At 61.1% G+C, this 23,884-nt stretch carries 20 protein-coding genes and 1 riboswitch; of the genes, 14 read left to right on the top strand and 6 right to left on the bottom strand.

Going from position 1 to position 23,884, the window contains the following annotated elements; translation table 11 throughout:
- Nucleotides 1-9: 9 nt before the first annotated feature.
- From CCX46_RS02485 to CCX46_RS02495, 3 genes are all read right to left on the bottom strand, one after another.
- Complete coding sequence (locus CCX46_RS02485; RefSeq protein ID WP_127925588.1) at nucleotides 10-822, bottom strand: aldo/keto reductase; 813 nt, start codon at nucleotides 820-822, stop codon at nucleotides 10-12.
- A complete protein-coding gene (locus tag CCX46_RS02490) occupies nucleotides 819-1,994 on the bottom strand; it encodes an NAD(P)/FAD-dependent oxidoreductase (protein WP_127925589.1) in 1,176 nt (391 codons plus the stop codon). Before CCX46_RS02490 ends, CCX46_RS02485 begins: the two co-directional genes overlap by 4 nt.
- A gap of 181 nt (nucleotides 1,995-2,175) precedes the next feature.
- The gene (locus CCX46_RS02495) at nucleotides 2,176-2,508 is read right to left on the bottom strand and encodes a DMT family transporter (RefSeq protein ID WP_007915730.1); all 333 of its coding nucleotides are present in this window, start codon (nucleotides 2,506-2,508) and stop codon (nucleotides 2,176-2,178) included.
- 109 nt (nucleotides 2,509-2,617) lie between these two features.
- Between CCX46_RS02495 and CCX46_RS02500 the strand changes: the two genes are divergently transcribed.
- On the top strand, nucleotides 2,618-3,514 hold the full coding sequence (locus CCX46_RS02500; RefSeq protein ID WP_127925590.1) for a LysR family transcriptional regulator: 897 nt from the start codon (nucleotides 2,618-2,620) through the stop codon (nucleotides 3,512-3,514).
- 11 nt (nucleotides 3,515-3,525) lie between these two features.
- Nucleotides 3,526-4,800, top strand: coding sequence for a lipid IV(A) 3-deoxy-D-manno-octulosonic acid transferase (gene waaA, locus CCX46_RS02505; protein ID WP_127925591.1), 1,275 nt, complete (start codon nucleotides 3,526-3,528; stop codon nucleotides 4,798-4,800).
- A gap of 89 nt (nucleotides 4,801-4,889) precedes the next feature.
- On the opposite strand, the gene CCX46_RS02510 is transcribed toward waaA, so the two are convergent.
- A complete protein-coding gene (locus tag CCX46_RS02510; RefSeq protein WP_127925592.1) occupies nucleotides 4,890-6,323 on the bottom strand; it encodes a TolC family outer membrane protein in 1,434 nt (477 codons plus the stop codon).
- 206 nt (nucleotides 6,324-6,529) lie between these two features.
- A riboswitch (TPP riboswitch) is annotated at nucleotides 6,530-6,635 on the top strand.
- A 146-nt stretch (nucleotides 6,636-6,781) separates the two neighbouring features.
- Between CCX46_RS02510 and thiC the strand changes: the two genes are divergently transcribed.
- Together thiC and cytX are read left to right on the top strand one after the other, a co-directional pair.
- A complete protein-coding gene (thiC, locus tag CCX46_RS02515) occupies nucleotides 6,782-8,671 on the top strand; it encodes a phosphomethylpyrimidine synthase ThiC (protein WP_077570562.1) in 1,890 nt (629 codons plus the stop codon).
- A gap of 164 nt (nucleotides 8,672-8,835) precedes the next feature.
- Complete coding sequence (gene cytX, locus CCX46_RS02520; RefSeq protein WP_127925593.1) at nucleotides 8,836-10,128, top strand: putative hydroxymethylpyrimidine transporter CytX; 1,293 nt, start codon at nucleotides 8,836-8,838, stop codon at nucleotides 10,126-10,128.
- Here the strand turns inward: cytX and CCX46_RS02525 are convergent.
- Nucleotides 10,097-10,843 (bottom strand): RsiV family protein, encoded by a 747-nt coding sequence (locus tag CCX46_RS02525; RefSeq protein ID WP_038360290.1) that lies wholly within the window; start codon nucleotides 10,841-10,843, stop codon nucleotides 10,097-10,099. The genes cytX and CCX46_RS02525 overlap by 32 nt on opposite strands.
- 228 nt (nucleotides 10,844-11,071) lie before the next feature.
- On the opposite strand from CCX46_RS02525, the gene CCX46_RS02530 reads away from it, so the two are divergent.
- From CCX46_RS02530 to CCX46_RS02570, 9 genes are all read left to right on the top strand, one after another.
- Nucleotides 11,072-11,689, top strand: coding sequence for an NUDIX domain-containing protein (locus CCX46_RS02530; protein ID WP_127925594.1), 618 nt, complete (start codon nucleotides 11,072-11,074; stop codon nucleotides 11,687-11,689).
- A complete protein-coding gene (locus tag CCX46_RS02535) occupies nucleotides 11,680-12,132 on the top strand; it encodes a DUF1249 domain-containing protein (RefSeq protein WP_016985685.1) in 453 nt (150 codons plus the stop codon). The genes CCX46_RS02530 and CCX46_RS02535 overlap by 10 nt, the downstream gene beginning before the upstream one ends.
- Nucleotides 12,133-12,231: 99 nt before the next feature.
- Nucleotides 12,232-13,047, top strand: coding sequence for a 3',5'-cyclic-AMP phosphodiesterase (cpdA, locus tag CCX46_RS02540; protein WP_127925595.1), 816 nt, complete (start codon nucleotides 12,232-12,234; stop codon nucleotides 13,045-13,047).
- Nucleotides 13,048-13,351: 304 nt separating this feature from the next.
- Complete coding sequence (locus CCX46_RS02545; RefSeq protein ID WP_127925596.1) at nucleotides 13,352-13,960, top strand: YqiA/YcfP family alpha/beta fold hydrolase; 609 nt, start codon at nucleotides 13,352-13,354, stop codon at nucleotides 13,958-13,960.
- Between the two features lie 41 nt (nucleotides 13,961-14,001).
- A complete protein-coding gene (gene parE / locus CCX46_RS02550; RefSeq protein ID WP_093430155.1) occupies nucleotides 14,002-15,909 on the top strand; it encodes a DNA topoisomerase IV subunit B in 1,908 nt (635 codons plus the stop codon).
- Nucleotides 15,909-16,898, top strand: a complete 990-nt coding sequence (locus CCX46_RS02555) for an esterase-like activity of phytase family protein (RefSeq protein WP_127925597.1) — start codon at nucleotides 15,909-15,911, stop codon at nucleotides 16,896-16,898. Before parE ends, CCX46_RS02555 begins: the two co-directional genes overlap by 1 nt.
- Nucleotides 16,895-17,419 carry a retropepsin-like aspartic protease family protein gene (locus CCX46_RS02560; RefSeq protein WP_053116749.1) on the top strand — a complete coding sequence of 175 codons (525 nt, stop codon included), beginning with the start codon at nucleotides 16,895-16,897 and terminating at the stop codon, nucleotides 17,417-17,419. Before CCX46_RS02555 ends, CCX46_RS02560 begins: the two co-directional genes overlap by 4 nt.
- 7 nt (nucleotides 17,420-17,426) lie before the next feature.
- Nucleotides 17,427-19,691 carry a DNA topoisomerase IV subunit A gene (parC, locus tag CCX46_RS02565; RefSeq protein WP_122842973.1) on the top strand — a complete coding sequence of 755 codons (2,265 nt, stop codon included), beginning with the start codon at nucleotides 17,427-17,429 and terminating at the stop codon, nucleotides 19,689-19,691.
- A gap of 177 nt (nucleotides 19,692-19,868) precedes the next feature.
- Nucleotides 19,869-20,579 carry a PqiC family protein gene (locus tag CCX46_RS02570; RefSeq protein ID WP_077570583.1) on the top strand — a complete coding sequence of 237 codons (711 nt, stop codon included), beginning with the start codon at nucleotides 19,869-19,871 and terminating at the stop codon, nucleotides 20,577-20,579.
- 397 nt (nucleotides 20,580-20,976) lie between these two features.
- Here CCX46_RS02570 and CCX46_RS02575 read toward each other — a convergent pair whose 3' ends face one another.
- Entirely contained in the window at nucleotides 20,977-22,482 is a 1,506-nt protein-coding gene (locus CCX46_RS02575; protein WP_127925598.1) for an AhpA/YtjB family protein, read from the bottom strand.
- Between the two features lie 134 nt (nucleotides 22,483-22,616).
- Here CCX46_RS02575 and serB point away from each other — a divergent pair, with 134 nt between their 5' ends.
- Nucleotides 22,617-23,831 (top strand): phosphoserine phosphatase SerB, encoded by a 1,215-nt coding sequence (serB, locus tag CCX46_RS02580; protein ID WP_008079219.1) that lies wholly within the window; start codon nucleotides 22,617-22,619, stop codon nucleotides 23,829-23,831.
- Nucleotides 23,832-23,884: the final 53 nt, after the last annotated feature.

Raw genomic sequence — 23,884 nt, forward strand, 5'->3', positions numbered from 1 at the left:
GAGGCGGCGTCAGTGACCACGCAGGACCTGGGCAACGGTCGCAACGTTGTGGGCGAGGTGCAGCGGGTTGATCGTGCCGACAATAGCACTGGCTACGCCAGGCTGGGCGAACAGCAATTCGAAGCTGGCGCGTACCGGATCCACGCCCGGACTCAGACACACGTGACCGCTGGCCAAGGCTTTTTTCACCAGAATGGCTTTGCCGTGGGCAGCAGCATAGTCAATGACAGCCTTCTCGTTTTGTTCGTTCAGATTGTAGGTGACCATCGCGCAGTCGCCTTGCTCCAGAGCTTTCAAACCACCTTCGACGGTTTTGCCGGAGAAGCCGAAGCCGCGAATCTTGCCTTCGGCCTTGAGCGCCGCGAGTGTCGCATAAACCTCTTCGTGCTCGAGAATGGCCATGTCGTTGCCATCGGAGTGCACCAGCACCAGGTCGATAAAATCGGTTTCAAGACGTTGCAGGCTGCGTTCCACCGACATCCGCGTGTGCGCTGCGCTGAAGTCGTGATGCGAGAGGCCTTCTGCAAACTCTTCGCCGACTTTGCTGACGATCACCCAGTCTTGACGCTGACCCCGTAGCAGCGGGCCAAGGCGTTCTTCGCTGCGGCCATAGGCCGGCGCGGTGTCGATGAGGTTGATGCCCAGATCGCGTGCCTGTCGCAGCAGCATCCGCGCTTCATCGTCGCCGGGAATCTGGAAACCGTTGGGATATTTCACCCCTTGGTCGCGGCCAAGTTTGACCGTACCCAGGCCCAGTGGCGAAACCGTCAGGCCGGTGCTGCCCAGTGGGCGATGAAGGTCGTGCAGGGTGGCGATAGTCATGGCAGCAATTGCTCCCAGGCGGGAACGCCCATCGGTGGTTTTGGCAGCGCCGGCAAGGGCTCGGCGGCTTGTGGCTGGACGCCATCGCGTTGCAGGGAGGCGATGACCCGGTCTGCGAAGTCCGGCGCCAGCGCCAGTTTGGTTGGCCAGCCGACCAGCAAGCGGCCCTGTTCGGCGAGAAATGCGTTGTCCGGGCGGCTCAGCGCGGTTTGCAGTGGCTCGGCACGATCAACGCGCAGGGTTGCCCATTGCGTGGTGCTGAGGTCGATCCACGGCAATAACTGGGCGATTTCCTTTTGTGCGGTGGCGATCTGCTCGGCCGGCTCGCGGTGCACGCCTTCGCTTTCGGCGATGTCACCGCCCATGTACCAGACCCACTGGCCGTCAGCAGCCGGGTGGGTGGTCACGGTGATGCGCGGTTTGGTGCCGCCACCGAGGCAGTGGGCGTACAGCGGTTTGAGGCCCGGGCCTTTGGCGATGATCATGTGCAGCGGCCGGCGCTGCATGGCCGGTTGGCTCAAACCGAGGTCTTCGAGCAGTTGGGCAGTACCGGCGCCGGCGCTGAGGACGATGCGCTGAGCGCGAATCTCGCGGCCGTCGACCTTCAAGCCGACCAGCACACCCGCTTCCAGCAGCGGCTCGATGGTCTGCCCCGCGAGCAAGCCATCACCGGCCAGATCGGCCAGACACTGCACCAGGCTCGGGACATCAACGACGAGTTCGGCGAGGCGGTAGACCTTGCCCTTGAAGCGTTTGTCTTGCAGGGCCGGCGGCAGCTGCTCGCCCTTGACCTGATCAACGCGACCACGCACGGCCTTACTGGCGAAGAAACTGGTGAGGTTGCCGGCGAGGGTGCCCGGCGACCACAGGTAATGGGCTTCGGACAGCAGGCGCACGCCGGACAGATCCAGCTCGCCATTGCCGGCCAGCGCTTCACGCCAGCGGCGCGGCATGTCGGCGATGGCTTCCGAGGCGCCGGTCAGTGCACCGTGCAGCGCGTACTTGGCGCCGCCGTGGATGATGCCCTGGGACTTCACAGTCTGCCCGCCGCCGAGGCTGGCGCTTTCCACCAACACGGTCGAAAAACCCTGACGACGCAGGCGCGCATTCAGCCAGAGGCCGGCGACACCAGCGCCGACAATCAGAACGTCGGTGGAAATAACGGATGGCATGCAGCGACCTCAGTGTTCAAGACGAGGGCGCAGTATACAGACTCGGGAAAGCGCGGGATTTGTCGATGATCAATGTAGGAGTGAGCCTGCTCGCGATGGCGATTGAGAGCTCGACATTTGTGTTGACTGATCCACCGCTATCGCGAGCAGGCTCACTCCTACAGGGGAATGTGGTTGGATTTTAGTGGCCGGCGGTTTTCGAGAACAGTTGAATCACCACCACGCCGAGTACGATCAACGCCATCCCCAGCATTGCCGGGATATCCAGCTTCTGCCCGTAGATAAACAGCGCCGCGACGCTGACCATCACAATCCCCATGCCCGCCCACACCGCATAGGCCACGCCGACCGGCACCGTGCGCACCACCAGCGTCAGCATCCAGAATGCAATCGCGTAGCCGACGATAACCAGCACCAACGGCAGCGGCGTGCTGATGCCTTTGACGGCTTTCATCGACACAGTGGCGATCACTTCGGCGCAGATGGCGATGGCCAGGTAGGCGTAGGCGTTCATGGTTCAAATCCTCATGTGAAACGTTGCTTGCTGAGTCGGCATTCTAGTGATTCGTCAGATGGGGTAAAGTCATTACCTATCTGTTTTGAAGATGGGTTGGTAAGCCAGTATGCAGTGGAATCTCGATCAGCTACGGGTGTTTGTCGGCGTCGCTGAACAGTGCTCGTTTTCCGCCGTGGCGCGGCAGCAGCGCAAGGCCCAGTCGGCGATCAGCAGCGCGATTGCCACGCTTGAGGACGACTTGGGCGTAAATCTGTTTGAGCGTAGCAGCGGTCGCCAGCCAACCCTCACCGAAGCGGGTGAAGCGTTGCTGGAAGAAGCACGAGAAGTCCTGCGCCAATGCGAGCGCCTCAACGGTCGTGCCATGGCGATGATGCGCGGCCAGGAAGCGCAACTGCGCGTGGCTCAGGATGAGGCGATGCCGTATCAGGCGCTGGTGGAAAGTTTCGGTGAACTGGCCGAGCAGTTCCCCAGCCTTGAAGTGCAACTGACCAGCGCTGCGCAAGGTGAAGTGTCGAGCAAACTGGTCGAGCGCCGCGCCGATCTCGGCCTGCTGTTTTATCACGATGAAATCCCCGAGGCGCTGGAGCGCCGCGTGCTGGGGAGCGTGGAAATGGTCACGGTGTGCGGTATCAATCATCCGCTGGCGCAGCAGTCTTATGTGACGTGCCAGCAACTGGCGCAACATCGGCAATTGCTCATTTCGACGCAAACCAGCGTCTATCCCGGCAACGAGCCGGCCAGCCCGCAGGTGTGGCGCGCGGACAGTTTCTACGTCATGTCCGAATGGCTGGTGCGCGATCTCGGTTGGGCCTGGTTGCCGCGTCATGTGGTGCAGTACTCGGCGTATCAGGGTTTGATGGTTGAACTGGACAGCGAATGGACGCCGCCGGCGCTGGTGGTTGAACTGGTCTGGCGCCGCGACGAACCCCTCGGCCCGGCCGCGCGTTGGCTGGCCGAACGTTTTGCCGTGCACTTGCGCGCGATCGGCGACAAAAGTCGATAAACTCCGCCGCCATGAATAGAACTCTCTACACCGCGCTGTTTTACCTGGGGCTGCCATTGGTGGCGATTCGGCTATGGCTGCGAGCGCGCAAGGCGCCGGCGTATGCCAAGCGGATTGGCGAACGCTTCTCATACGGCATGCCGACGCTGCAACCCGGCGGCATCTGGGTACACGCGGTGTCGGTGGGCGAAAGCATTGCTGCGGCGCCGATGATCCGCGCCTTGCTGCAACGTTATCCACAGTTGCCGATCACCGTGACCTGCATGACGCCGACCGGTTCGGAGCGGATTCAGGCGCTGTTCGCCAACGAGCCACGCATCCAGCATTGCTATCTGCCGTATGACTTGCCGTGTGCGGCGGCGCGGTTTCTTGACCGCGTGCAGCCAAAGCTTGCGGTGATCATGGAAACCGAGCTGTGGCCCAATCATATTCATCAGTGCGCCAAGCGTGGAATCCCGGTGGCGCTGGCCAACGGGCGCTTGTCCGAGCGTTCGGCACGCGGCTATGGCCGCTTCAGCAAGCTGACCGCGCCGATGCTTGCCGAGATGAGTCTGTTCGCCGTGCAGACCGAAGCCGAAGCCCAGCGCTTCCGTGATCTGGGTGCGCGCCCGGAAACGGTCGAAGTCACCGGTTCGATCAAGTTCGACCTGACCATCGACCCGCAATTACTGCACCGCGCGGCCGACCTGCGCGGCCAATGGCAGGCACTGGAGCGCCCAGTGTGGATCGCCGCCAGCACCCACGAAGGTGAGGACGAAGTGGTGCTCGATGCCCACCGTCGCTTGCTGGCCAATCACCCGGATGCGCTGCTGATCCTGGTGCCACGTCACCCGGAACGCTTCAACTCGGTGTTCGAACTGTGTCAGCGCGAAGGCTTCGCTACGGTTCGGCGTTCGACCGAAGCCAATGTCGATGCGCAGACGAGCGTACTGCTCGGCGACACCATGGGTGAATTGCTGTTTCTCTACGCACTGGCGGACAGTGCGTTTGTCGGCGGCAGCCTGGTGGCCAATGGTGGGCACAACCTGTTGGAGCCGGCAGCCTTGGCGAAACCGGTGATCAGTGGCCCGCACCTGTTCAACTTCCTCGACATCGCCGCGCAGTTGCGTGAAGCCGGGGCGTTGGCGGAAGTGGATGATGCCGAAGGGCTGGCGGTGGAGGTGCAACGCTTGTTCGAGTTGCCGCGTGATGCGCAGCGTATGGCCGAGGCCGGGCTGGCGGTGATGCGCCGCAACCAGGGCGCGTTGCAGCGTTTGCTGGATGGTTTGGGCAGACTGATCAAGTAAGCAAAAAGATCGCAGCCTTCGGCAGCTCCTACAGGAAACGTATTCCAATGTAGGAGCTGCCGAAGGCTGCGATCTTTTGTTTTTAAGGCTTAAGGCCGGGCCTTGAGCTGCGCCTCGGCCGCTTTGGCCAGATCCGGCGGGAGAAAATCCTTGTCCGGGTTGTAGTCGGCTTTCAGATAACGCCGCAGATCTTCCAGATCCCCCGGATTCAACGTCCCCGCCGCCTGCTTCAAACGCAGGTTGTCGAGAATGTAGTCATAACGCGTGTTGTTGTAATTGCGCACCGAGGTGTACAGCTGACGCTGCGCATCGAGCACGTCAACGATGTTGCGCGTACCGACCTGATAACCGATTTCCGTGGCTTCCACTGCGCTCTGGTTGGAAATGATCGACTGACGACGCGCCTGCACCTGCTCGACATCGGTGTTCACTGCGCGGTGCAGGTTGCGGGTGCTTTCGACGATCTGCCGACGCAGCGATTCGCGCTGTTGTTCGCTCTGATTCAGTTGCTCATACGACTGGCGCACCTGCGAGCTGGTCAGCCCGCCGCTGTAGATCGGGATGTTCAGTTGCAAGCCGACTGTGCTCTGCTCGACGTTGTCGCGGTATGGCACACCGAAAGCGTTCGGGTTGGAAAACCCCAGGGCGTCGTTGTCACCCTTTTCGTATTTGGCCACGGCATCGAGGGTCGGCAAGTGGCCGGCCTTGCGCTGCTTGAGGGTCTGCTCGGCGGAGCTGACGGCAAAGTTGCTCGCCAGCAAATTGAGGTTCTGTTTCGCTGCAGTATCGACCCACGCCTTGGCGTCGTTCGGCGCCGGCGGCAGGATCGGCAGCGTGTGGACGATGCCTTGGATCGAGTTGTACTGACGGTTGGTCAGGGTGATCAGCGCTTCGAAGGCATCATCGACCTGACGCTGCGCAACAATACGGTTAGCCCGCGCGGTGTCGTAACTGGCTTGCGATTGCAGCACGTCGGTCTTGTCCGACAGGCCCACATCGAAACGCTCGTTGGACTGGTCGAGCTGGCGCTTGAACGCGGCTTCTTCAGCCTTGGTCGAGGCGAGGTTGTCCTGGCTGCGCAGCACGTTGAAATAGCTTTCGGCCGATTGCAGGATCAGGTTCTGTTCGGTCGCTGACAGTTGTAGCGCGGCTTGCTCATTGACGTCTTTGGCCGCCTGGTACTGGAACCAGCGATCGGCGCGGAACAACGGCTGGGCCAGAGTCGCCTGATACGAGTGAGCGCTGCGGTTGGCAGTGGCCGAGGGCTGATCGATCGACGTCCGCACATTGGCCACTTCGGCACCGCCCGACAGGTTTGGCAGCAGCCCGGCGCGGGCCTGCGGCACCACTTCTTTCTGCGCGCCGTACTGGGCGCGGGCGGCGGCCAGATCGGCGTTGTTGTCGACTGCCTCCTGATAGACGCTGACCAGATCGGTTTTGGTCGACAAGGGCGCTTCTGCTGCCCAGGCCATTGCGTTGGACGCACAAGACACGGCAACAGCCAGTGAGAGTTTGCGCAGCATGAGGCGATCCCTAGCATTAATATTATGGAAGTAATCCGGGCGCCAAAGGTAAGGCGCAGGCCCCACAGCGTCAAGGCATGGCAGGGCAAAGCGAGTGTAGTTGCGCATTTGCCTCACAACAATCGGCCAAGCCCCTGTATTTATGCCATTCATCATGGTGTTTGCTGCGGTGTTGGCGTTCTTTGCCAGTTGTGTCTAGACTGGCCGGGTTCTTGTCGGGGTGCCTTGCTATGAGGCTGAGATCGAATAATTTCGGATCCCGTTGAACCTGATCAGGTTAGCGCCTGCGTAGGGAACAAGATTTCTCGTCACCCGGCGAGTCCTCTTGTGCTTCGTCCGGGAAATTGTTCGACAATCGAACGCTCGACGACGATGCACAGCACCGGTCCTGGTGCGTCCGTGCCTTTCAGGTTCTGCTCCGACAATCCACTGCCTGGATGCTGTCTGGAGAGCCCGTGATGACTACAAAATCAAAAAACGCGATCAACCTGAGTGACTCGGCCAAGGTCGACGAGCAATCGGTCAAGCCGTTCACCCGTTCGCAAAAAGTCTACGTTCAGGGCTCCCGCCCGGACATCCTCGTGCCGATGCGCGAAATCACCCTCGACGTGACGCCGACCGATTTCGGCGGCGAAATCAACGCGCCGGTGACTGTCTACGACACCTCGGGCCCGTACACCGATCCGAACGTGGTGATCGACGTGCGCAAAGGCTTGGCCGATGTGCGTTCGGCGTGGATCGACGACCGTGGCGACACCGAGCGTCTAGCGGGTCTGAGTTCCAACTTCGGTCGCGAGCGCCTTGCCGATCCGGAATTGACCAAACTGCGCTTTGCCCACGTCAACAACCCGCGTCGCGCCAAGGCTGGTGGCAACGTCACGCAAATGCACTATGCGCGTCAGGGCATCATCACGCCCGAGATGGAATTCGTCGCCATTCGCGAAAACATGAAGCTTGAGGTGGCCCGCGCCGCCGGCCTGCTGGATCAGCAGCACCCGGGCCACAGCTTCGGCGCCAGCGTGCCGAAAATCATCACCCCGGAATTTGTCCGTGAAGAGATCGCCCGTGGCCGCGCAATCATTCCGGCCAACATCAACCACACCGAACTGGAACCGATGATCATCGGCCGTAACTTCCTGGTGAAGATCAACGGCAACATCGGCAACAGTGCCTTGGGTTCGTCCATCGAAGAAGAAGTGGCGAAACTGACCTGGGGTATTCGCTGGGGCGCGGACAACATCATGGACTTGTCCACCGGCAAGCACATTCACGAAACCCGCGAGTGGATCATCCGCAACTCGCCGGTGCCGATCGGCACGGTGCCGATCTATCAGGCGCTGGAAAAAGTCGGCGGCGCGGCTGAAGACCTGACCTGGGAGCTGTTCCGCGACACGCTGATCGAGCAGGCCGAGCAGGGCGTCGACTACTTCACCATTCACGCCGGCGTGCTGCTGCGTTACGTGCCGCTGACCGCCAAACGCGTGACCGGTATCGTTTCCCGTGGCGGCTCGATCATGGCCAAGTGGTGCCTGGCGCATCACAAGGAAAACTTCGCCTACACGCATTTCGAAGAAATCTGCGAAATCATGAAAGCCTATGACGTCAGCTTCTCGCTGGGTGATGGCTTGCGTCCGGGGTCGATTGCCGACGCCAACGATGCCGCCCAGTTCGGCGAGCTGGAAACCCTCGGCGAGCTGACCAAGATCGCCTGGAAGCACGACGTGCAAACCATGATCGAAGGCCCGGGTCACGTGCCGATGCAGTTGATCAAAGAGAACATGGACAAGCAGCTGGAGTGCTGCGACGAGGCGCCGTTCTACACCCTCGGCCCGCTGACCACCGACATCGCGCCGGGTTACGACCACATCACCTCGGGTATCGGGGCGGCGATGATCGGCTGGTTCGGTTGCGCGATGCTTTGCTACGTGACGCCGAAGGAACATTTGGGTCTGCCGAACAAGGATGACGTGAAGACCGGGATCATCACTTACAAGATCGCGGCGCATGCAGCGGACTTGGCCAAAGGGCATCCGGGCGCGCAGATTCGCGACAACGCCTTGAGCAAGGCGCGTTTCGAATTCCGCTGGGAAGACCAGTTCAACCTCGGTCTGGATCCGGACACCGCGCGTTCGTATCACGATGAAACCCTGCCGAAGGATTCGGCCAAGGTCGCGCATTTCTGTTCGATGTGCGGACCGAAATTCTGCTCGATGAAGATCACTCAGGAAGTCCGCGAGTACGCGGCCAACCAGCGCATCGACGCGGTCGACGTGGACGTCGCCCAAGGCCTGGCGGAACAGGCCGAGCGGTTCAAGAAGGAAGGCAGTCAGCTGTACAAAAAAGTGTAAGCGGCAAGCTGCAAGCTGCAAGACTGATCGTTCCCACGCTCCGCGTGGGAATGCAGCCCGTGACGCTCCGCGTCACTGGACGCAGAGCGTCCCTAGAGGCATTCCCACGCAGAGCGTGGGAACGATCACAACACAACAACAAATGTCCCTCTGAGATAACACCCTTGAGCATTCAACCCAGCACTTATTCCCCCGACCTCGTCGTGCCCGCCGACAAGCGTGTATTCGGCGGTCGCGATCTGTTTTCCCTGTGGTTCTCCCTCGGCATCGGCCTGATGGTTTTGCAGACCGGCGCATTACTCGCGCCAGGCCTCGGCCTGTCCGGTTCGCTGCTAGCGATTTTCCTTGGCACGCTGGTCGGCGTGCTGTTGCTGGCCGCTGTCGGCGTGATCGGCAGTGACACCGGCCTGTCGTCGATGGCCGCGCTGAAACTCAGCCTTGGCAGCAAAGGCGCCAGCCTGCCGGCGCTGCTCAATCTGCTGCAACTGATCGGTTGGGGCTCGTTCGAAATCATCGTCATGCGCGACGCCGCGAGCCTGCTCGGTACCCGCGCGTTGAGCGAAGGTTCGCTGTGGTCGAACCCGCTGTTGTGGACACTGTTTTTCGGTGCGTTGGCGACGTTGCTCGCGGTGAGCGGGCCGCTGACCTTTGTGCGGCAGATTCTGCGCAAGTGGGGCATCTGGTTGCTGTTGGCGGCGTGCCTGTGGCTGACCTGGAACCTGTTTGCCAAAGCCGATCTGGCCGATCTCTGGTCGCGTGCCGGTGACGGTTCGATGCCGTTCGCCGTGGGCTTCGACATTGCTATCGCAATGCCGCTTTCGTGGCTGCCGCTGATCGCCGATTATTCACGATTCGGCAAGCGGGCGAAGAATGTTTTCGGTGGCACGGCTGTCGGTTTCTTTATCGGCAACTTCTGGCTGATGAGCCTCGGCGTCGCCTACACCCTGGCCTTCGCGCCGAGCGGTGAAGTCAACGCGCTGCTGTTGGCACTGGCCGGCGCCGGGCTGGGTATTCCGCTGTTGCTGATTCTGCTCGATGAGTCGGAAAACGCCTTCGCCGATATTCACTCGGCAGCGGTTTCCAGCGGGATTCTGTTGCGCCTGAAAGTCGAGCATCTGGCCTTGGCCATCGGCGTGATCTGCACGCTGATCGCACTGCTCGCGCCGTTGGCGCAGTACCAGAATTTTCTGCTGTTGATCGGCTCGGTGTTTGCGCCGCTGTTCGGCGTGGTGCTGGTCGATCACTTCATTCTGCGCAAGCGCAGTGCTCAGGTCGCGTCAGCCGCGTTGCGCTGGCCGGCGTTGTTGGCGTGGCTGGGTGGCGTGAGCACCTACCACTTGCTGGCGAATCTGTATCCGGATGTCGGCGCAACCCTGCCGGCGCTGGTGCTGGCAGGGCTGTTGCAACTAGTGCTGGGCCGGGCCTTCAGTTACGGCCGGGAAACAGCTCAGGCTTGAGAATGCCGTTCAGACGCGGATAAGGAATCTTCAGTTCGACGTGGCCCAGCGCGTAAGGCGCAATGGTGGTCACGTCGTACTTGAGGATCACGCCGCCATAGGTCAGCGCCACGTTCGGGGTTTTCACGAACGGCCAGTTCGCCACGAACTCCGGCTCCTGATCGAGCTTGGTGCTGATCAACCAGCTATTGTGCGCGACCTGCGCCGCTTTCCAGAACGCCTCTTCCTGACCCGGCATCAGCATGTCGGACAGGTTCAGCACCTTGTGCTGCTGGCGCGAATAGTTGATGAAGCCGCGACCCGGTGTGCCATGCGCACCGCCGGTGTCGAGGTAGCTCGACACCTCGATGATCACCAAGCCGTCATGCTGCTCGCGTACTTTCGCTTGCAGGTAGCTGCTGTTGCGCGGGCCGGCACTGGCCAGGAACTGATCGCGATAGGCGGCCAGGGTCGGCGCTACCGGCGCGTTTTTCTCGGTGCGGGTCATTTGCAGCAGGCGTTTTTCGATGATGCCGTCCAGCGCAGGTTCGGCCGGGAAGCGCAGGGTGTCGATGTTCACCAGCGGGCAATCCGGGTTGGAACAGCCCGGTTTCAGTTGTTCCGATGCATCGCGGGTGGTTTCCAGCGGCGTGCGGTAATTGGGCTGGAACAGGCTGGCGCACGCGCCCAGAGTCAGGGCGATGGCGGCCACGGAGGCAATTTTGAAAAGCGACATGGGCGTCCTTTCGAAAGCAGGGGAAGGCAAAAAGATATCCGCTTCGACTCTCGCAGAAGCAGTCAGTTCGCCACTAAGCTAATTAGAGTGGGTTTCGCCTCCACCGTCTATCCCGCTGACGGTAAAGGGGCTGCATCAAACGGTGCGGGCGCGTTAGGATGGCGCGAAGTCGAGGTTGCCAGTCACACAAAGCAACCTGGTAATGGATCTGCAGTAAAGAGGATGCTCATGACTGATTTTGCCAACGCCATTCCGACCGCTGTCGATATCGTGCGGCGCGAAAAATGCTACGAGGGCTTTTACAAGCTCGACCGTGTTCACCTGCGCCATGAATTGTTCGCCGGTGGCATGAGTCGCGAGATCAATCGTGAAGTGTTCGTGCGCCACGATGCCGTGTGCATGCTGCCGTACGATCCGCAACGCGATGAAGTGGTGTTGATCGAGCAGTTCCGCGTCGGCGCCATGGGCAAGACCGATAACCCGTGGCTGGTCGAACTGGTCGCTGGTCTGATCGACAAGGATGAACAACCGGAAGAAGTTGCTCACCGCGAGGCGCAGGAGGAAGCTGGGCTGGACATCAAGGCCTTGTGGCCGATGACCAAATATTTCCCGTCGCCGGGCGGCAGCAACGAGTTCGTGCATTTGTACTTGGGGCGTTGCTGCACCGACGGCGTTGGCGGCCTGCATGGCCTGGAAGAAGAGGCCGAAGATATCCGTGTCACGGTCTGGGCTTTTGAAGATGCCTTGCAGGCCGTCCGTGACGGACGCATTGCCAACGCGGCGAGCATCATCGCCTTGCAGTGGCTGGCGCTCAATCGCGCCGAAGTGAGGGGGTTATGGTCGTAAACAAGTTGCGCGATCGCTATCGAGTCGACCTCGTGGGGCTGCAAGCCGCCTGCGAGGCCAACTACGCGCGCCTGATGCGACTGCTGCCGGACATGCGCAACGAGCCCGAGGCGCGGCGCATCGCCGTGACCCAGGGCGAGCAGATGCTCGGCGTGCTGGCCCTCGAAGTGCTGCAAACCTGCCCGTACACCACCACTTTGCAGGTGCGTCAGGAGCACAGCCTGCCATGGCTGCCGGTGCCGCAACTGGAAGTGCAGGTCTATCACGACGCGCGCATGGCTGAGGTCGTCAGTGCCGAACATGCACGACGCTTTCGCGGCATCTATCCTTACCCGAACGCGGCCATGCATCAGCCGGATGAAAAGGCCCAGCTCAATCTTTTCCTGGGGGAATGGCTGAGTCATTGCCTGGCGTTGGGGCACGAGTACGAAGTCGTTCGTTAGTTGTGAACTGCGTCCGGTTCGCCGCTTTCCTCTTTCACTGATCCCCCAGCATAATTGCGGCACTTGATCGATTCCGTGCTTTTGCCTTGGGAGAACGCCTTGCCGAGCGTATCCACATTGACCCCCGCCGATCCGGCGTTGCTGGTGCAGTTGTCCGACAGCCATTTGTTCGCTGAAGCGGACGGCGCGCTGCTGGGCATGAACACCCGCGAGAGCCTGCAAAAGGTCATCGAACTGGTGCTGGGGCAGCAGCCGCAGATCGATCTGATTCTGGCCACCGGCGATATCTCGCAGGACGGCACGCTGGAGTCGTATCAGCAGTTTCGCCAGATGAGCGCGCAGATCGACGCACCGGCGCGTTGGATTCCTGGCAATCACGACGAACCGATGATCATGGCCCAGGCCGCCGTGCAGAGCACGCTGCTGGAACCGGTGGTCGATATCGGCAACTGGCGGGTGACGATGCTGGATTCGGCGGTGCCGGGTTCGGTGCCGGGGTATTTGCAGGACGATCAACTGCAACTGCTGGCCCGCTCGCTGAGCGAAGCGCCGGAGCGCCATCATCTGGTGTGCTTCCACCATCATCCGGTTTCGATTGGTTGCGCATGGATGGAGCCGATTGGCTTGCGCAATCCCGAGGCATTTTTCGAGGTGCTGGATCGTTTTCCACAGGCCCGGGCGGTGTTGTGGGGGCATGTGCATCAGGAGATCGATCGTGAGCGCAATGGCGTGCGGTTGATGGCTTCGCCGTCGACGTGCATTCAGTTCGAGCCGGGGAGTGAGGATTTCAAGGTAGGGGAGCAGGCGCCGGGATATCGGTGGTTGCGGTTGTTGCCGGATGGGCGGTTGGAAACCGGAGTTGAGCGCGTTACCGGTTTCGCCTTCACCGTCGATTACGGCTCTGACGGTTACTGATTGCCAATCAAAAGCCCCTCATCGGAACGCCGCCCGCCCAGCCCTCTCCCAGAGGGAGAGGGGGCCGACCGAGGTGTCTTTCGCTATCCATCGACCTGAAGCAGCGTTGTCGATTATGGATTCACAGCACAGCGTTCAGGTCGATGTAGTTCGCAAATATCCCCCATTCGGTCCCCTCTACCTCCGGGAGAGGGCTAGGGTGAGGGCAGCTCGTGCTGTCACACCAAATTATCGAGCCCACCCCCAATCCGCTCTTCTCTCCCTGTAAACTCCGCAAACCCAAACCGACACCCAGGGAGCTCAAATGTCTGGTTCGATCCTCTATATCCACGGTTTCAACAGCGCCCCGGCCTCGAAAAAGGCCTGTCAGTTGGTGACGGTGATGGAACAGCTGGGTTTGAGCGACAAACTGCGTGTCCCGGCCCTGCATCACCACCCGCGCGAAGCCATCGGTCAGTTGGAACAAGCGATTGCCGAACTGGGCAGCCCGCTGCTGGTGGGAAGCTCACTCGGCGGCTACTATGCGACTCACCTGGCCGAGCGCCATGGCTTGAAAGCCCTGCTGGTCAACCCGGCGGTCAGCCCGCACCGGATGTTCGACGGCTATCTGGGCCCGCAGAAAAACCTGTATACCGATGTGATCTGGGAGTTGACCCACGACCACGTCACGGCCCTGGCCGAACTGGAAGTGCCGGCGCCTCAGGATGCGCAGCGCTATCAGGTATGGTTGCAGACCGGCGATGAAACACTGGACTATCGCCTCGCCCAACAGTATTACCGCGCCTGTGCCTTGCGCATTCAGGCCGGCGGCGACCATGGTTTTCAGGGTTTTGCCGGGCAATTGCCGGCGTTGCTGAGTTTTGCCGGCATTGGCGCCGATTTGTTTCAGGCAATCGATTTCACCGCACTGTGAAGTCTTGCCCCTATTTCATGAATGACTGACGACGAGACCCTATGGCCACTCCCAGCGCTAGCTCTTATAACGCCGACGCCATCGAAGTCCTCTCGGGCCTCGACCCGGTGCGCAAACGCCCCGGCATGTACACCGACACCAGTCGGCCGAACCACCTCGCCCAGGAAGTCATCGACAACAGTGTCGACGAAGCCCTGGCTGGCCACGCCAGATCGGTGCAGGTCATCCTGCACGCCGACCACTCGCTGGAAGTCAGCGACGACGGCCGTGGCATGCCGGTCGACATCCACCCGGAAGAGGGCGTGTCGGGTGTCGAGCTGATCCTCACCAAACTCCATGCGGGCGGCAAGTTCTCGAACAAGAACTACCAGTTCTCCGGTGGTTTGCACGGCGTAGGTATTTCCGTGGTCAACGCCTTGTCGACCGAAGTGCGCGTACGCGTGAAGCGTGACGGCAACGAATACCAGATGACGTTCAACGACGGCTTCAAAGCCTCGGAACTGGAAATCGTCGGCACCGTCGGCAAACGCAACACCGGCACCAGCGTGTACTTCGCGCCGGATCCGAAATACTTCGACTCACCGAAATTCTCCATCAGCCGTCTCAAGCACGTGCTCAAGGCCAAGGCTGTGTTGTGCCCGGGGCTGCTGGTCAGCTTCGAAGACAAAGGCACCGGCGAGAAAGTCGAGTGGCATTACGAAGACGGCCTGCGCTCGTATCTGGTCGATGCGGTCAGCGAGTTCGAACGCCTGCCGAACGAGCCGTTCTGCGGCGCTTTCGCCGGTAACAAGGAAGCGGTCGACTGGGCGCTGCTGTGGCTGCCCGAAGGTGGCGACGCGGTGCAGGAAAGCTACGTCAACCTGATCCCGACGGCGCAGGGTGGTACCCACGTCAACGGTTTGCGTCAGGGCCTGCTCGATGCGATGCGCGAGTTCTGCGAATTCCGCAGCCTGCTGCCGCGCGGTGTGAAGCTGGCGCCGGAAGACGTCTGGGAACGCATCGCGTTCGTCCTGTCGATGAAAATGCAGGAGCCGCAATTCTCCGGCCAGACCAAAGAACGTTTGTCGTCCCGTGAAGCCGCGGCGTTTGTCTCCGGTGTGGTCAAGGACGCGTTCAGCCTGTGGCTCAACGCCAACCCGGAAACCGGTCTGGCGCTGGCTGAACTGGCGATCAACAACGCCGGTCGGCGCCTCAAGGCCAGCAAAAAGGTCGAGCGCAAACGCGTCACTCAGGGCCCTGCGTTGCCGGGTAAGCTGGCTGACTGCGCCGGGCAGGACCCGATGCGTTCCGAGCTTTTCCTCGTCGAAGGTGATTCCGCCGGCGGTTCCGCCAAGCAAGCGCGGGACAAGGAGTTCCAGGCGATCCTGCCGTTGCGTGGCAAGATCCTCAACACCTGGGAAGTCGACGGCAGCGAAGTGCTGGCCAGCCAGGAAGTGCACAACATCGCCGTGGCCATCGGTGTCGATCCGGGCGCGGCGGACATGAGCCAGTTGCGTTACGGCAAGATCTGCATTCTCGCCGACGCCGACTCCGACGGTCTGCACATCGCAACCTTGCTGTGCGCGCTGTTCGTCCAGCATTTCCGTCCGCTGGTGGATGCCGGTCACGTCTATGTGGCGATGCCGCCGCTGTACCGCATCGACCTCGGCAAAGAGATCTACTACGCCCTCGACGAAGCCGAGCGTGACGGAATTCTCGATCGTCTGGTCGCCGAGAAGAAACGCGGCAAACCACAGGTCACCCGATTCAAAGGTCTGGGTGAAATGAACCCGCCGCAGCTGCGTGAAACCACCATGGACCCGAACACGCGGCGTCTGGTGCAACTGACGCTGGGCGAAGACTTCGCCGAAACCTCGGAAATGATGGACATGCTGCTGGCGAAGAAACGCGCCGGTGACCGCAAGACCTGGCTCGAATCCAAAGGCAACCTCGCCGAGGTGCTGGCCTGATGCGGTTTGGCTGGGCCTTGGCGGGTGCGTTGCTGTTGTGTGCGATGAGCGTGTCGGCCGAGCCGTTGCAGGAGTTGCGCGTGCTCTCCGGGCACCCGGTCGACGGCATGCGCGGCGGTAACCTGTCGGGGCTGGCCATGTGTGGCGGCGAGTTGTGGACGGTGTCGGACCGCGATGACGATCAGATCTATCGGCTCAATACTGCCGATCAGGTCTGGCAGGCCGAAGCCTTGCACATCGACGTGCCGCTGGTGCCGGAGACCGGTTTGCCGTGGGGGTTGCGCTCGCGCAATTGGGCCGCGTCGTTCGTGCGCGGTGGCGATCTGGATTTCGAGGGCATCAGTTGCGACAGCGCCGGCAATCGCTACATTGTCAGCGAGGGCCATGCGGCGGTTTTGCAGGTGCCCGTCAGCGGCCCGGTCAACTGGCTGAAGATCTCGCCGATGATGGTTCGCGAAGCGCGGGCCAGTGGCATGCTCCTGCATTTCAATGCGATCTTCGAAGGCCTGGCGATCAGCCCTGCGGGTGATCAGATGTGGCTGGCCGCCGAGCGGCAAAGCCGTGGTTTGCTGCTGATCAAGCGCCAGCAGACGGTGTGGGATTGCGATGGTCGTTGCGTGCTGCTCAGCGAGGGCGGCAAGGAAATGCAGCCGCCGCAGTTCCCGAAGGCCAGAGCGGTCGACCGAGACTTTTCCGACCTTTCGTTGTTTAACGGCAAATTGTTTACCCTTGAGCGCAACGCCTTCCAGATTTGTCGGCGCGATGCGCAGACCGCCAAGGTCGAGCGTTGCTGGTCGTACGCCGCTGAACTGTTGCAGGCCAACCGCCGTTACTCGCAGAACTTCGGGTTGGAAGAGGCGCTGATCGTTGACGCTGATGGTGCATGGGTCGGCGTCGACAATAATTTCGGCCCGCGCGCCGACGGTGAGGTTCGGCCGATCGTCTGGCGCTTCGCCGCACCTGACGGTGGCTGGAGCGCCAAGCCATGAGCCAGCAACCGCCGGGCAAGCGCGCCGGTCGGGTGCTGATGATTCTGGCCTGGTGCGCAGCTCTGTTTCTGGCGACGCGGTTTTTCGGCCAGTGGGAGCAGCGCCAGCAGAATCCGAACGTGGTGGTCAGTTCGGAGCAGGGCGAAGGTTTTATCGAAGTGAAACTGGCCGGCAATGCCCAAGGGCATTTTGTCGCCAGCGGTCAGATCAACGGTGAGCCGGTGGAGTTCATGCTCGACACCGGCGCAACCGATGTGGCGATCCCGGCTGATCTGGCCAAACGTTTGAAGCTGGAAGAAGGTTTCGGAGTGACGCTGAGCACGGCGAACGGCCTGAGCCAGGGCTATCGGACCAAAATTGCCCGTCTGCAACTGGGTGACATCGTGCTGCGGGACGTCCGTGCATTGGTGGCGCCGGGGCTGCATGGCGATCAGGTGCTGCTCGGCATGAGCGCCCTGAACAAACTTGAATTTACTCAGCGCGGTGGCACCATGCTGCTGCGCCAGACAACGAACCGATGAGGCCTGCATGAGCAACCCCCTTGATCTCAGCCTGGACGGTGTAGAACGCCGCTCGCTGGCCGACTTCACCGAAAGTGCCTACCTCAACTACTCCATGTACGTGATCATGGACCGTGCCCTGCCGCATATCGGCGACGGCCTGAAACCGGTACAGCGGCGTATCGTCTACGCCATGAGCGAGTTGGGCCTGGACGCCGATTCCAAGCACAAGAAATCGGCGCGTACCGTCGGTGACGTGCTCGGCAAGTTCCACCCGCACGGCGACTCGGCGTGCTACGAAGCGATGGTGCTGATGGCCCAGCCGTTCAGCTATCGCTACACGCTGGTCGACGGCCAGGGCAACTGGGGTGCGCCGGACGATCCGAAGTCCTTCGCCGCCATGCGTTACACCGAAGCACGCCTGTCGCGTTATTCCGAAGTGCTGCTCAGCGAACTGGGCCAAGGCACTGCCGACTGGGGCCCGAACTTCGACGGCACCCTGCAGGAGCCGCTGGTTCTGCCGGCGCGCCTGCCGAACATTCTGCTCAACGGCACCACCGGTATCGCCGTGGGCATGGCCACCGACGTGCCGCCGCACAACCTGCGCGAAGTCGCCACTGCGTGCGTGCGCTTGCTCGATGAGCCGAAAGCCACGGTTGAACAGCTCTGCGAACACATTCAGGGCCCGGATTATCCGACCGAAGCGGAAATCATCACGCCGCGCGCCGACCTGCTGAAAATGTACGAAACCGGCAAGGGCTCGGTGCGCATGCGCGCCGTGTACCACGTCGAGGACGGCGACATCATTGTCACCGCGCTGCCGCATCAGGTCTCCGGTGCGAAAGTGCTGGAGCAGATTGCCGCGCTGATGCAGGCGAAACCGTCGAAAGCCCCGCAGATCGCTGACCTGCGCGACGAATCCGACCACGAAAACCCGTGCCGCATCGTGATCATCCCGGTCAACAGCCGCGTCGATCACGAAGCGCTGATGCAGCACTTGTTCGCCAGCACCGAGCTGGAGTCGACCTACCGGGTCAACGTCAACATCATCGGTCTGGACGGTAAACCGCAGCTGAAAAATCTTCGCGCGCTGCTGGTCGAATGGCTGGAATTCCGTGTGCTGACCGTGCGTCGCCGCCTGCAATTCCGCCTCGACAAGGTCGAGCGTCGTCTGCACCTGTTGGACGGTTTGTTGATCGCTTACCTCAACCTGGATGAAGTGATCCACATCATCCGCACCGAGGAACACCCGAAAGCCAAGCTGATCGAGCGTTTCGCCCTCAGCGAGATTCAGGCCGACTACATCCTCGACACGCGTCTGCGTCAGTTGGCGCGACTGGAAGAGATGAAGCTGCGCGACGAGCAGGACGAACTGCTCAAGGAACAAGCCAAGCTGCAAGCGCTGCTGGGCAGCGAAGCCAAGCTGAAGAAGCTGGTGCGTACGGAGCTGATCAAGGATGCCGAAACCTATGGCGACGACCGTCGTTCGCCAATCGTTGAACGCACCGAAGCCAAAGCGTTGACCGAACACGATCTGCTGCCGAACGAGAAAGTCACCGTCGTACTCTCGGAAAAAGGCTGGATTCGTTCGGCCAAAGGTCACGACATCGACGCCACCGGCCTGTCGTACAAGGCTGGCGACGGCTTCAAGACCTCGGCGGCGGGGCGTTCCAACCAGTCTGCCGTGGTGATTGACTCCACCGGCCGCAGCTATTCGGTTGCTGCGCATACGCTGCCGTCGGCGCGTGGCCAGGGCGAACCATTGACCGGTCGTCTGACGCCGCCACCGGGCGCTTCGTTTGAGTGCGTGCTGATGCCGGAAGACGACGCGTTGTACGTGATCGCCTCCGACGCCGGTTACGGTTTCGTGGTGAAGGGCGAAGATCTGCAAGCCAAGAACAAGGCCGGTAAAGCCCTGTTGAGCCTTCCGAACAACGCCAAGGTGATCGCGCCGCGTCCGGTTGCCGATCGTGAGCACAACTGGCTGGCCTCGGTCACGACCGAAGGTCGCCTGCTGATCTTCAAAATCAGCGATCTGCCACAATTAGGGAAGGGCAAAGGCAACAAGATCATCGGTATTTCCGGTGAGCGTGTGGCCAGTCGCGAAGAATATGTCACGGACATCGCCGTACTTCCGGAAGGCGCCACTTTGGTGTTGCAGGCCGGAAAACGCACCTTGTCGCTGAAGGCTGACGACCTTGAACACTACAAAGGTGAGCGTGGACGTCGTGGCAACAAGCTTCCAAGGGGCTTCCAGCGGGTCGATGCGCTGCTCGTCGAAAACCTCAATTAGGCGTCCTAGAGGCGTCGATCCACGATTTAACGCGTAGATCGACGCTTTGGCGCTGGAGTCGGAACGCATATTCACGGATGATATGGCCTTTCCAAGCGCCGGCGTGGCCGAGCGTTCTTCATATTTATTGAGTATTTTCACTGTGGTCAGCCTTGTGGCGGCCACCTGGACGGGATGATGACTGCTCTGCGCCCCCTTATTTTCCTGCTCGCCGGCGTTTTGGGCCTGGCGGGTTGCAGCGTTCACCAGCCGGTGTCGCTGTATCAACTGGACAGCGGAAGTCCGGTTCAGCCTGCGCAAAGCGCGGGCATGGCGGTTTTGTTGGGCCCGGTAGTCGTAGCCGATTACCTGCAACGTGAGACCTTGCTGCAACGTCAACCGGACGGCAGTCTGCAAGCGGCGACCGACGGTCGTTGGGCTGGCAGCCTTTCGTCGGATATCGATCAGTTGCTGATGCGTCAGGTGGCGGGTCATCTGGACAGCCAACGTGTGGTGCTGGCACCGGCCACCGGTGGGTTTACCCCGGATGTGCAGGTATTGCTGACCATCACGCGTCTGGACTCCGGCGCGAAACAGCCGGCGATCCTCGATGCGCAGTGGCGCTTGATCGACCGCCGTGGTCAGGTGCGCGATAACCGCATCGTTCATCTGCAGGAGCTGCATGCCGGCAGTACGGCGTCGCAGGTGCAGGCTCAGGGCATTTTGCTGCAGCGTCTGGCCGAGCAATTGTCGGTGGCGCTGAAGCCTTTGGCCAATCAGCCTCCGGTGGCTGAGGCACCGCGTAAATCGGCACCAAAACCGGCAGCACCGGCAGCGGAAGCCGAGAAGCAGCCGAAGATTCCGATGGCATCGCCGATTCGGACTGACATGGAAGTGTTCCGCTTCTGACGCTGGATCGAGACAGAACAGAGCCCGCCTTGTGCGGGCTTTGTTGTGTCTGGGGTTCTGCGTGAAAGATCAAAAGCCCCTCACCCTAGCCCTCTCCCAGAGGGAGAGGGGACTGACCGAGGTGTCTTGCGTCATACGTGGACCTGAAAGTACCTGGCGATTATGGATTCGGTAGAGCAGAGGCGGACTGGGAGTATCTGGCGTCATACGTGACCTGAAAGAGCTTGGCGATTCTGGATTCACAGCAGGGCGCTCAAGTCGGTGTAGCTCTCCAATATCCCCCAATCAGTCCCCTCTCCCTCGGGGAGAGGGCTAGGGTGAGGGGCTTTTCAGTCATCCACAAAAAAGCCCGCAGACAATCACTCGTCTGCGGGCTTCTGTGTTTCAGGCTTAAAGCTTAAGCCCGGCGCTCATGCATCCGCGCCAGTTGCCGCTCGAGCATCGATGGATAAGGCTCCATCAACCGCTCGACGCAGCAAGCACCCTCAGGGCTGGCAATCGGCCGAATCCGCGCGCGCTGACGGATCAGCGCATCGTCGCCGATCTTGCGTTCAACCAGCAGCAGATTGCGGCTGTGTTGTGACAGAGCCAATGCATCCTGCGCCGAATCGGTCAGCAACAGATCGATCTGGCTCAAGCCGAACAACTCATCGCCCAGGGTCAGGCCCAGTTGCAACTGCAGGGTGATGCCGCTGTCCGCGACTTCAATCTGCAACTGATGACCCAAGGCCCGCAGCAACTCGCCACAGCAAATGGCGTTGGTCAGGTAATCATCGCCACTGTCTTCGGTGTGGAACAGCATCAGCGTGCTGCCGTCGTTCAGGGTTTCGATTTCGCCCTGATACAACGAAGCGGCCTGATCGAGGCAGTCGCGATAGCGCTCCTGCAATTCTTCCAGGCGTGCCCGTGGCAAGCGGCGCAGTTGCTCCTGAGAGCCCAGTTGCACGGCCAGTACGGCGGTGTGCTGCGGCACGCTTGGCGACGGTTGGCGGATAACGGGTTGGGGCGCGCCATTGAGCGACTCGTCGCGCAGGTCGGCGAATGCGTCATCGTCATCATCGTCTTCGACGGTGCTGACCAGATGCCGCGGTGCAGGCTTCTGCGCGGCCATCGGACGGGTTTCGTCGAAACTCGGATCACGCAAGTTGCGCACCTCGAATTCCGGCTCGTCTTCTTCGTCCTCGAACTCAGGCTCCGGTTCCGGTGCAGGCTCCGGCGCGTAGTTGGCGTGCAGCTGACGCGCCAGATCGCCAATCTCATCCTGACGATCGATGCCCGGCGTGTGCTCGTCGATACGGCGCAACCAGACGCGCAATTGCAGCAGCGGCGTCGACAGGTAGCGGCCCATGCGCAGGCTCAGGGCCAGCGACAGTGCCAGCAGAATCCCGCTGAGAATGCCCATGCTTTGCAGGCTGATGGTCATCGGCTGCTGGAACTGATCCATGTCCAGGCTGATGCGCAGTTGCCCGGCGGTCACGTCCTGAAAAGTGATCTTGCTCTCGTACATGCCTTCGGCTTCGCCCAGCAGGCTGTGCTTGGGCCGCTGACCGGACTCGGCGAGGATGCGGTTATCCACGCTGTAGATCGCCGCGTGGGCCACCAGTTTGTTCTTGGTCAGGTTGTTGAGCAGCACGTTGAGGCTGAGGATGTCGTTGGACACCAACAGCTCGGTGGCAGAGGTCGCGGTCTGCGTGGTCAGGCTTTCGCCCAGCGCATCGGCCTGCTGGTGCATGGCCTGCTTGAATTGCAAACCCATCACGCCGGCATAGATCACCAGGGCCAGAGCGACCAGGATCACGTTATGGCTGGCAATGCGCAATGCAATCGGTACACGGCGGTGGCGCAGTGCACGGAAGATCAGCAGGAAGAAGTTATCGGTTTTAACTGGCGTGGGCCGGTTCACTGAGCTCGGCTCTTTTGTCCGTGAAGTTGACGCGCAGTATAGCGACAGGCCCTAGACCGGCAAAGCGCTCGCGGTGCCCGATGGTCACTGAAAGTGGGTAGAATGCGGTTTTTTTCCAGTTGCGGGGGTGCGCGTTGCGCGAAATCGTCCTGATTAACATCACGGGAGTCGACCGTCCGGGTCTGACGGCAGCCATTACCGGTGTTCTGGCACAGGGTGGTGTGAACATTCTCGACATCGGTCAGGCGGTGATCCACGACACCCTGTCGTTCGGCATCCTGGTTGAAATTCCCGATTCGGAGCAAGGTAAATCCGTGCTCAAGGACATCCTGTTCAAGGGCTACGAGCTCGACCAGCAGGTGCGCTTCACCCCGGTGTCCGAAGAGGATTACCAGCAATGGGTGGGCAATCAGGGCAAGAAGCGCCACATCGTCACCCTGCTGACTCGCAAAGTGACCGCTGGCCAATTGCAGGCGGTCAGCTCGATCACTGCCAAATATGGCCTGAACATCGATCACATCGACCGTCTGTCGGGTCGCATGCCACTGGACACGCCAGCGGACAAGGGCAAGGGCTGCATCGAGTTCTCCGTGCGTGGCGAAGCGGCTGATCCGCAAGCGCTGCGTGCCGAATTCCTCAGCGTTGCCCAAGAGCTGAATGTCGACATCGCCTTCCAGGAAGATTCGCTGTTCCGTCGCAACCGTCGCTTGGCGGTGTTCGACATGGACTCGACCCTGATTGAAGCCGAAGTCATCGACGAACTGGCCAAGGCGGCCGGGGTGGGCGAGCAGGTATCTGAAATCACCGAGCGCGCCATGGCCGGTGAACTGGACTTCCGCGCCAGTTTCAAGGAGCGCCTGGCCTTGCTCAAAGGCCTGGATGTCAGCGTGCTGGATTCGATTGGCGCCTCGCTGCGTCTGACCGAGGGCGCTGAAACCTTGTTCGCCGAACTCAAGCGTCTGGGCTACAAAACCGCGATCCTGTCCGGTGGTTTCACCTACTTCGCCAAGCAATTGCAGGCCAAGCTCGGCATTGACTATGTGTTTGCCAACGAACTGGAAGTGGTCGATGGCAAGTGCACCGGCGTGGCGATCGAGCCGATTGTCGATGCCCAGCGCAAGGCTGATCTGTTGAAAGAGCTGGCGCACAAGGAAGGTTTGCGTCTGGAGCAGACCATTGCGGTCGGCGACGGCGCGAATGATCTGCCGATGCTGGCGATTGCCGGTTTGGGCGTGGCATTCCGTGCCAAGCCACTGGTCAAGCAGTCGGCGAAGCAAGCGATTTCCACCCTAGGGCTGGATGGCGTGTTGTATCTGCTGGGCTTCCGTGATCGCGACGGGCAGCTCTGAGTTCTCTGTTGCCTGACTTGACCTCTTCGCGAGCAGGCTCGCTCCCACATTGG

Origin of the sequence: Pseudomonas sp. RU47 (assembly GCF_004011755.1) — a bacterium.
Taxonomy (GTDB): Bacteria; Pseudomonadota; Gammaproteobacteria; order Pseudomonadales; family Pseudomonadaceae; genus Aquipseudomonas.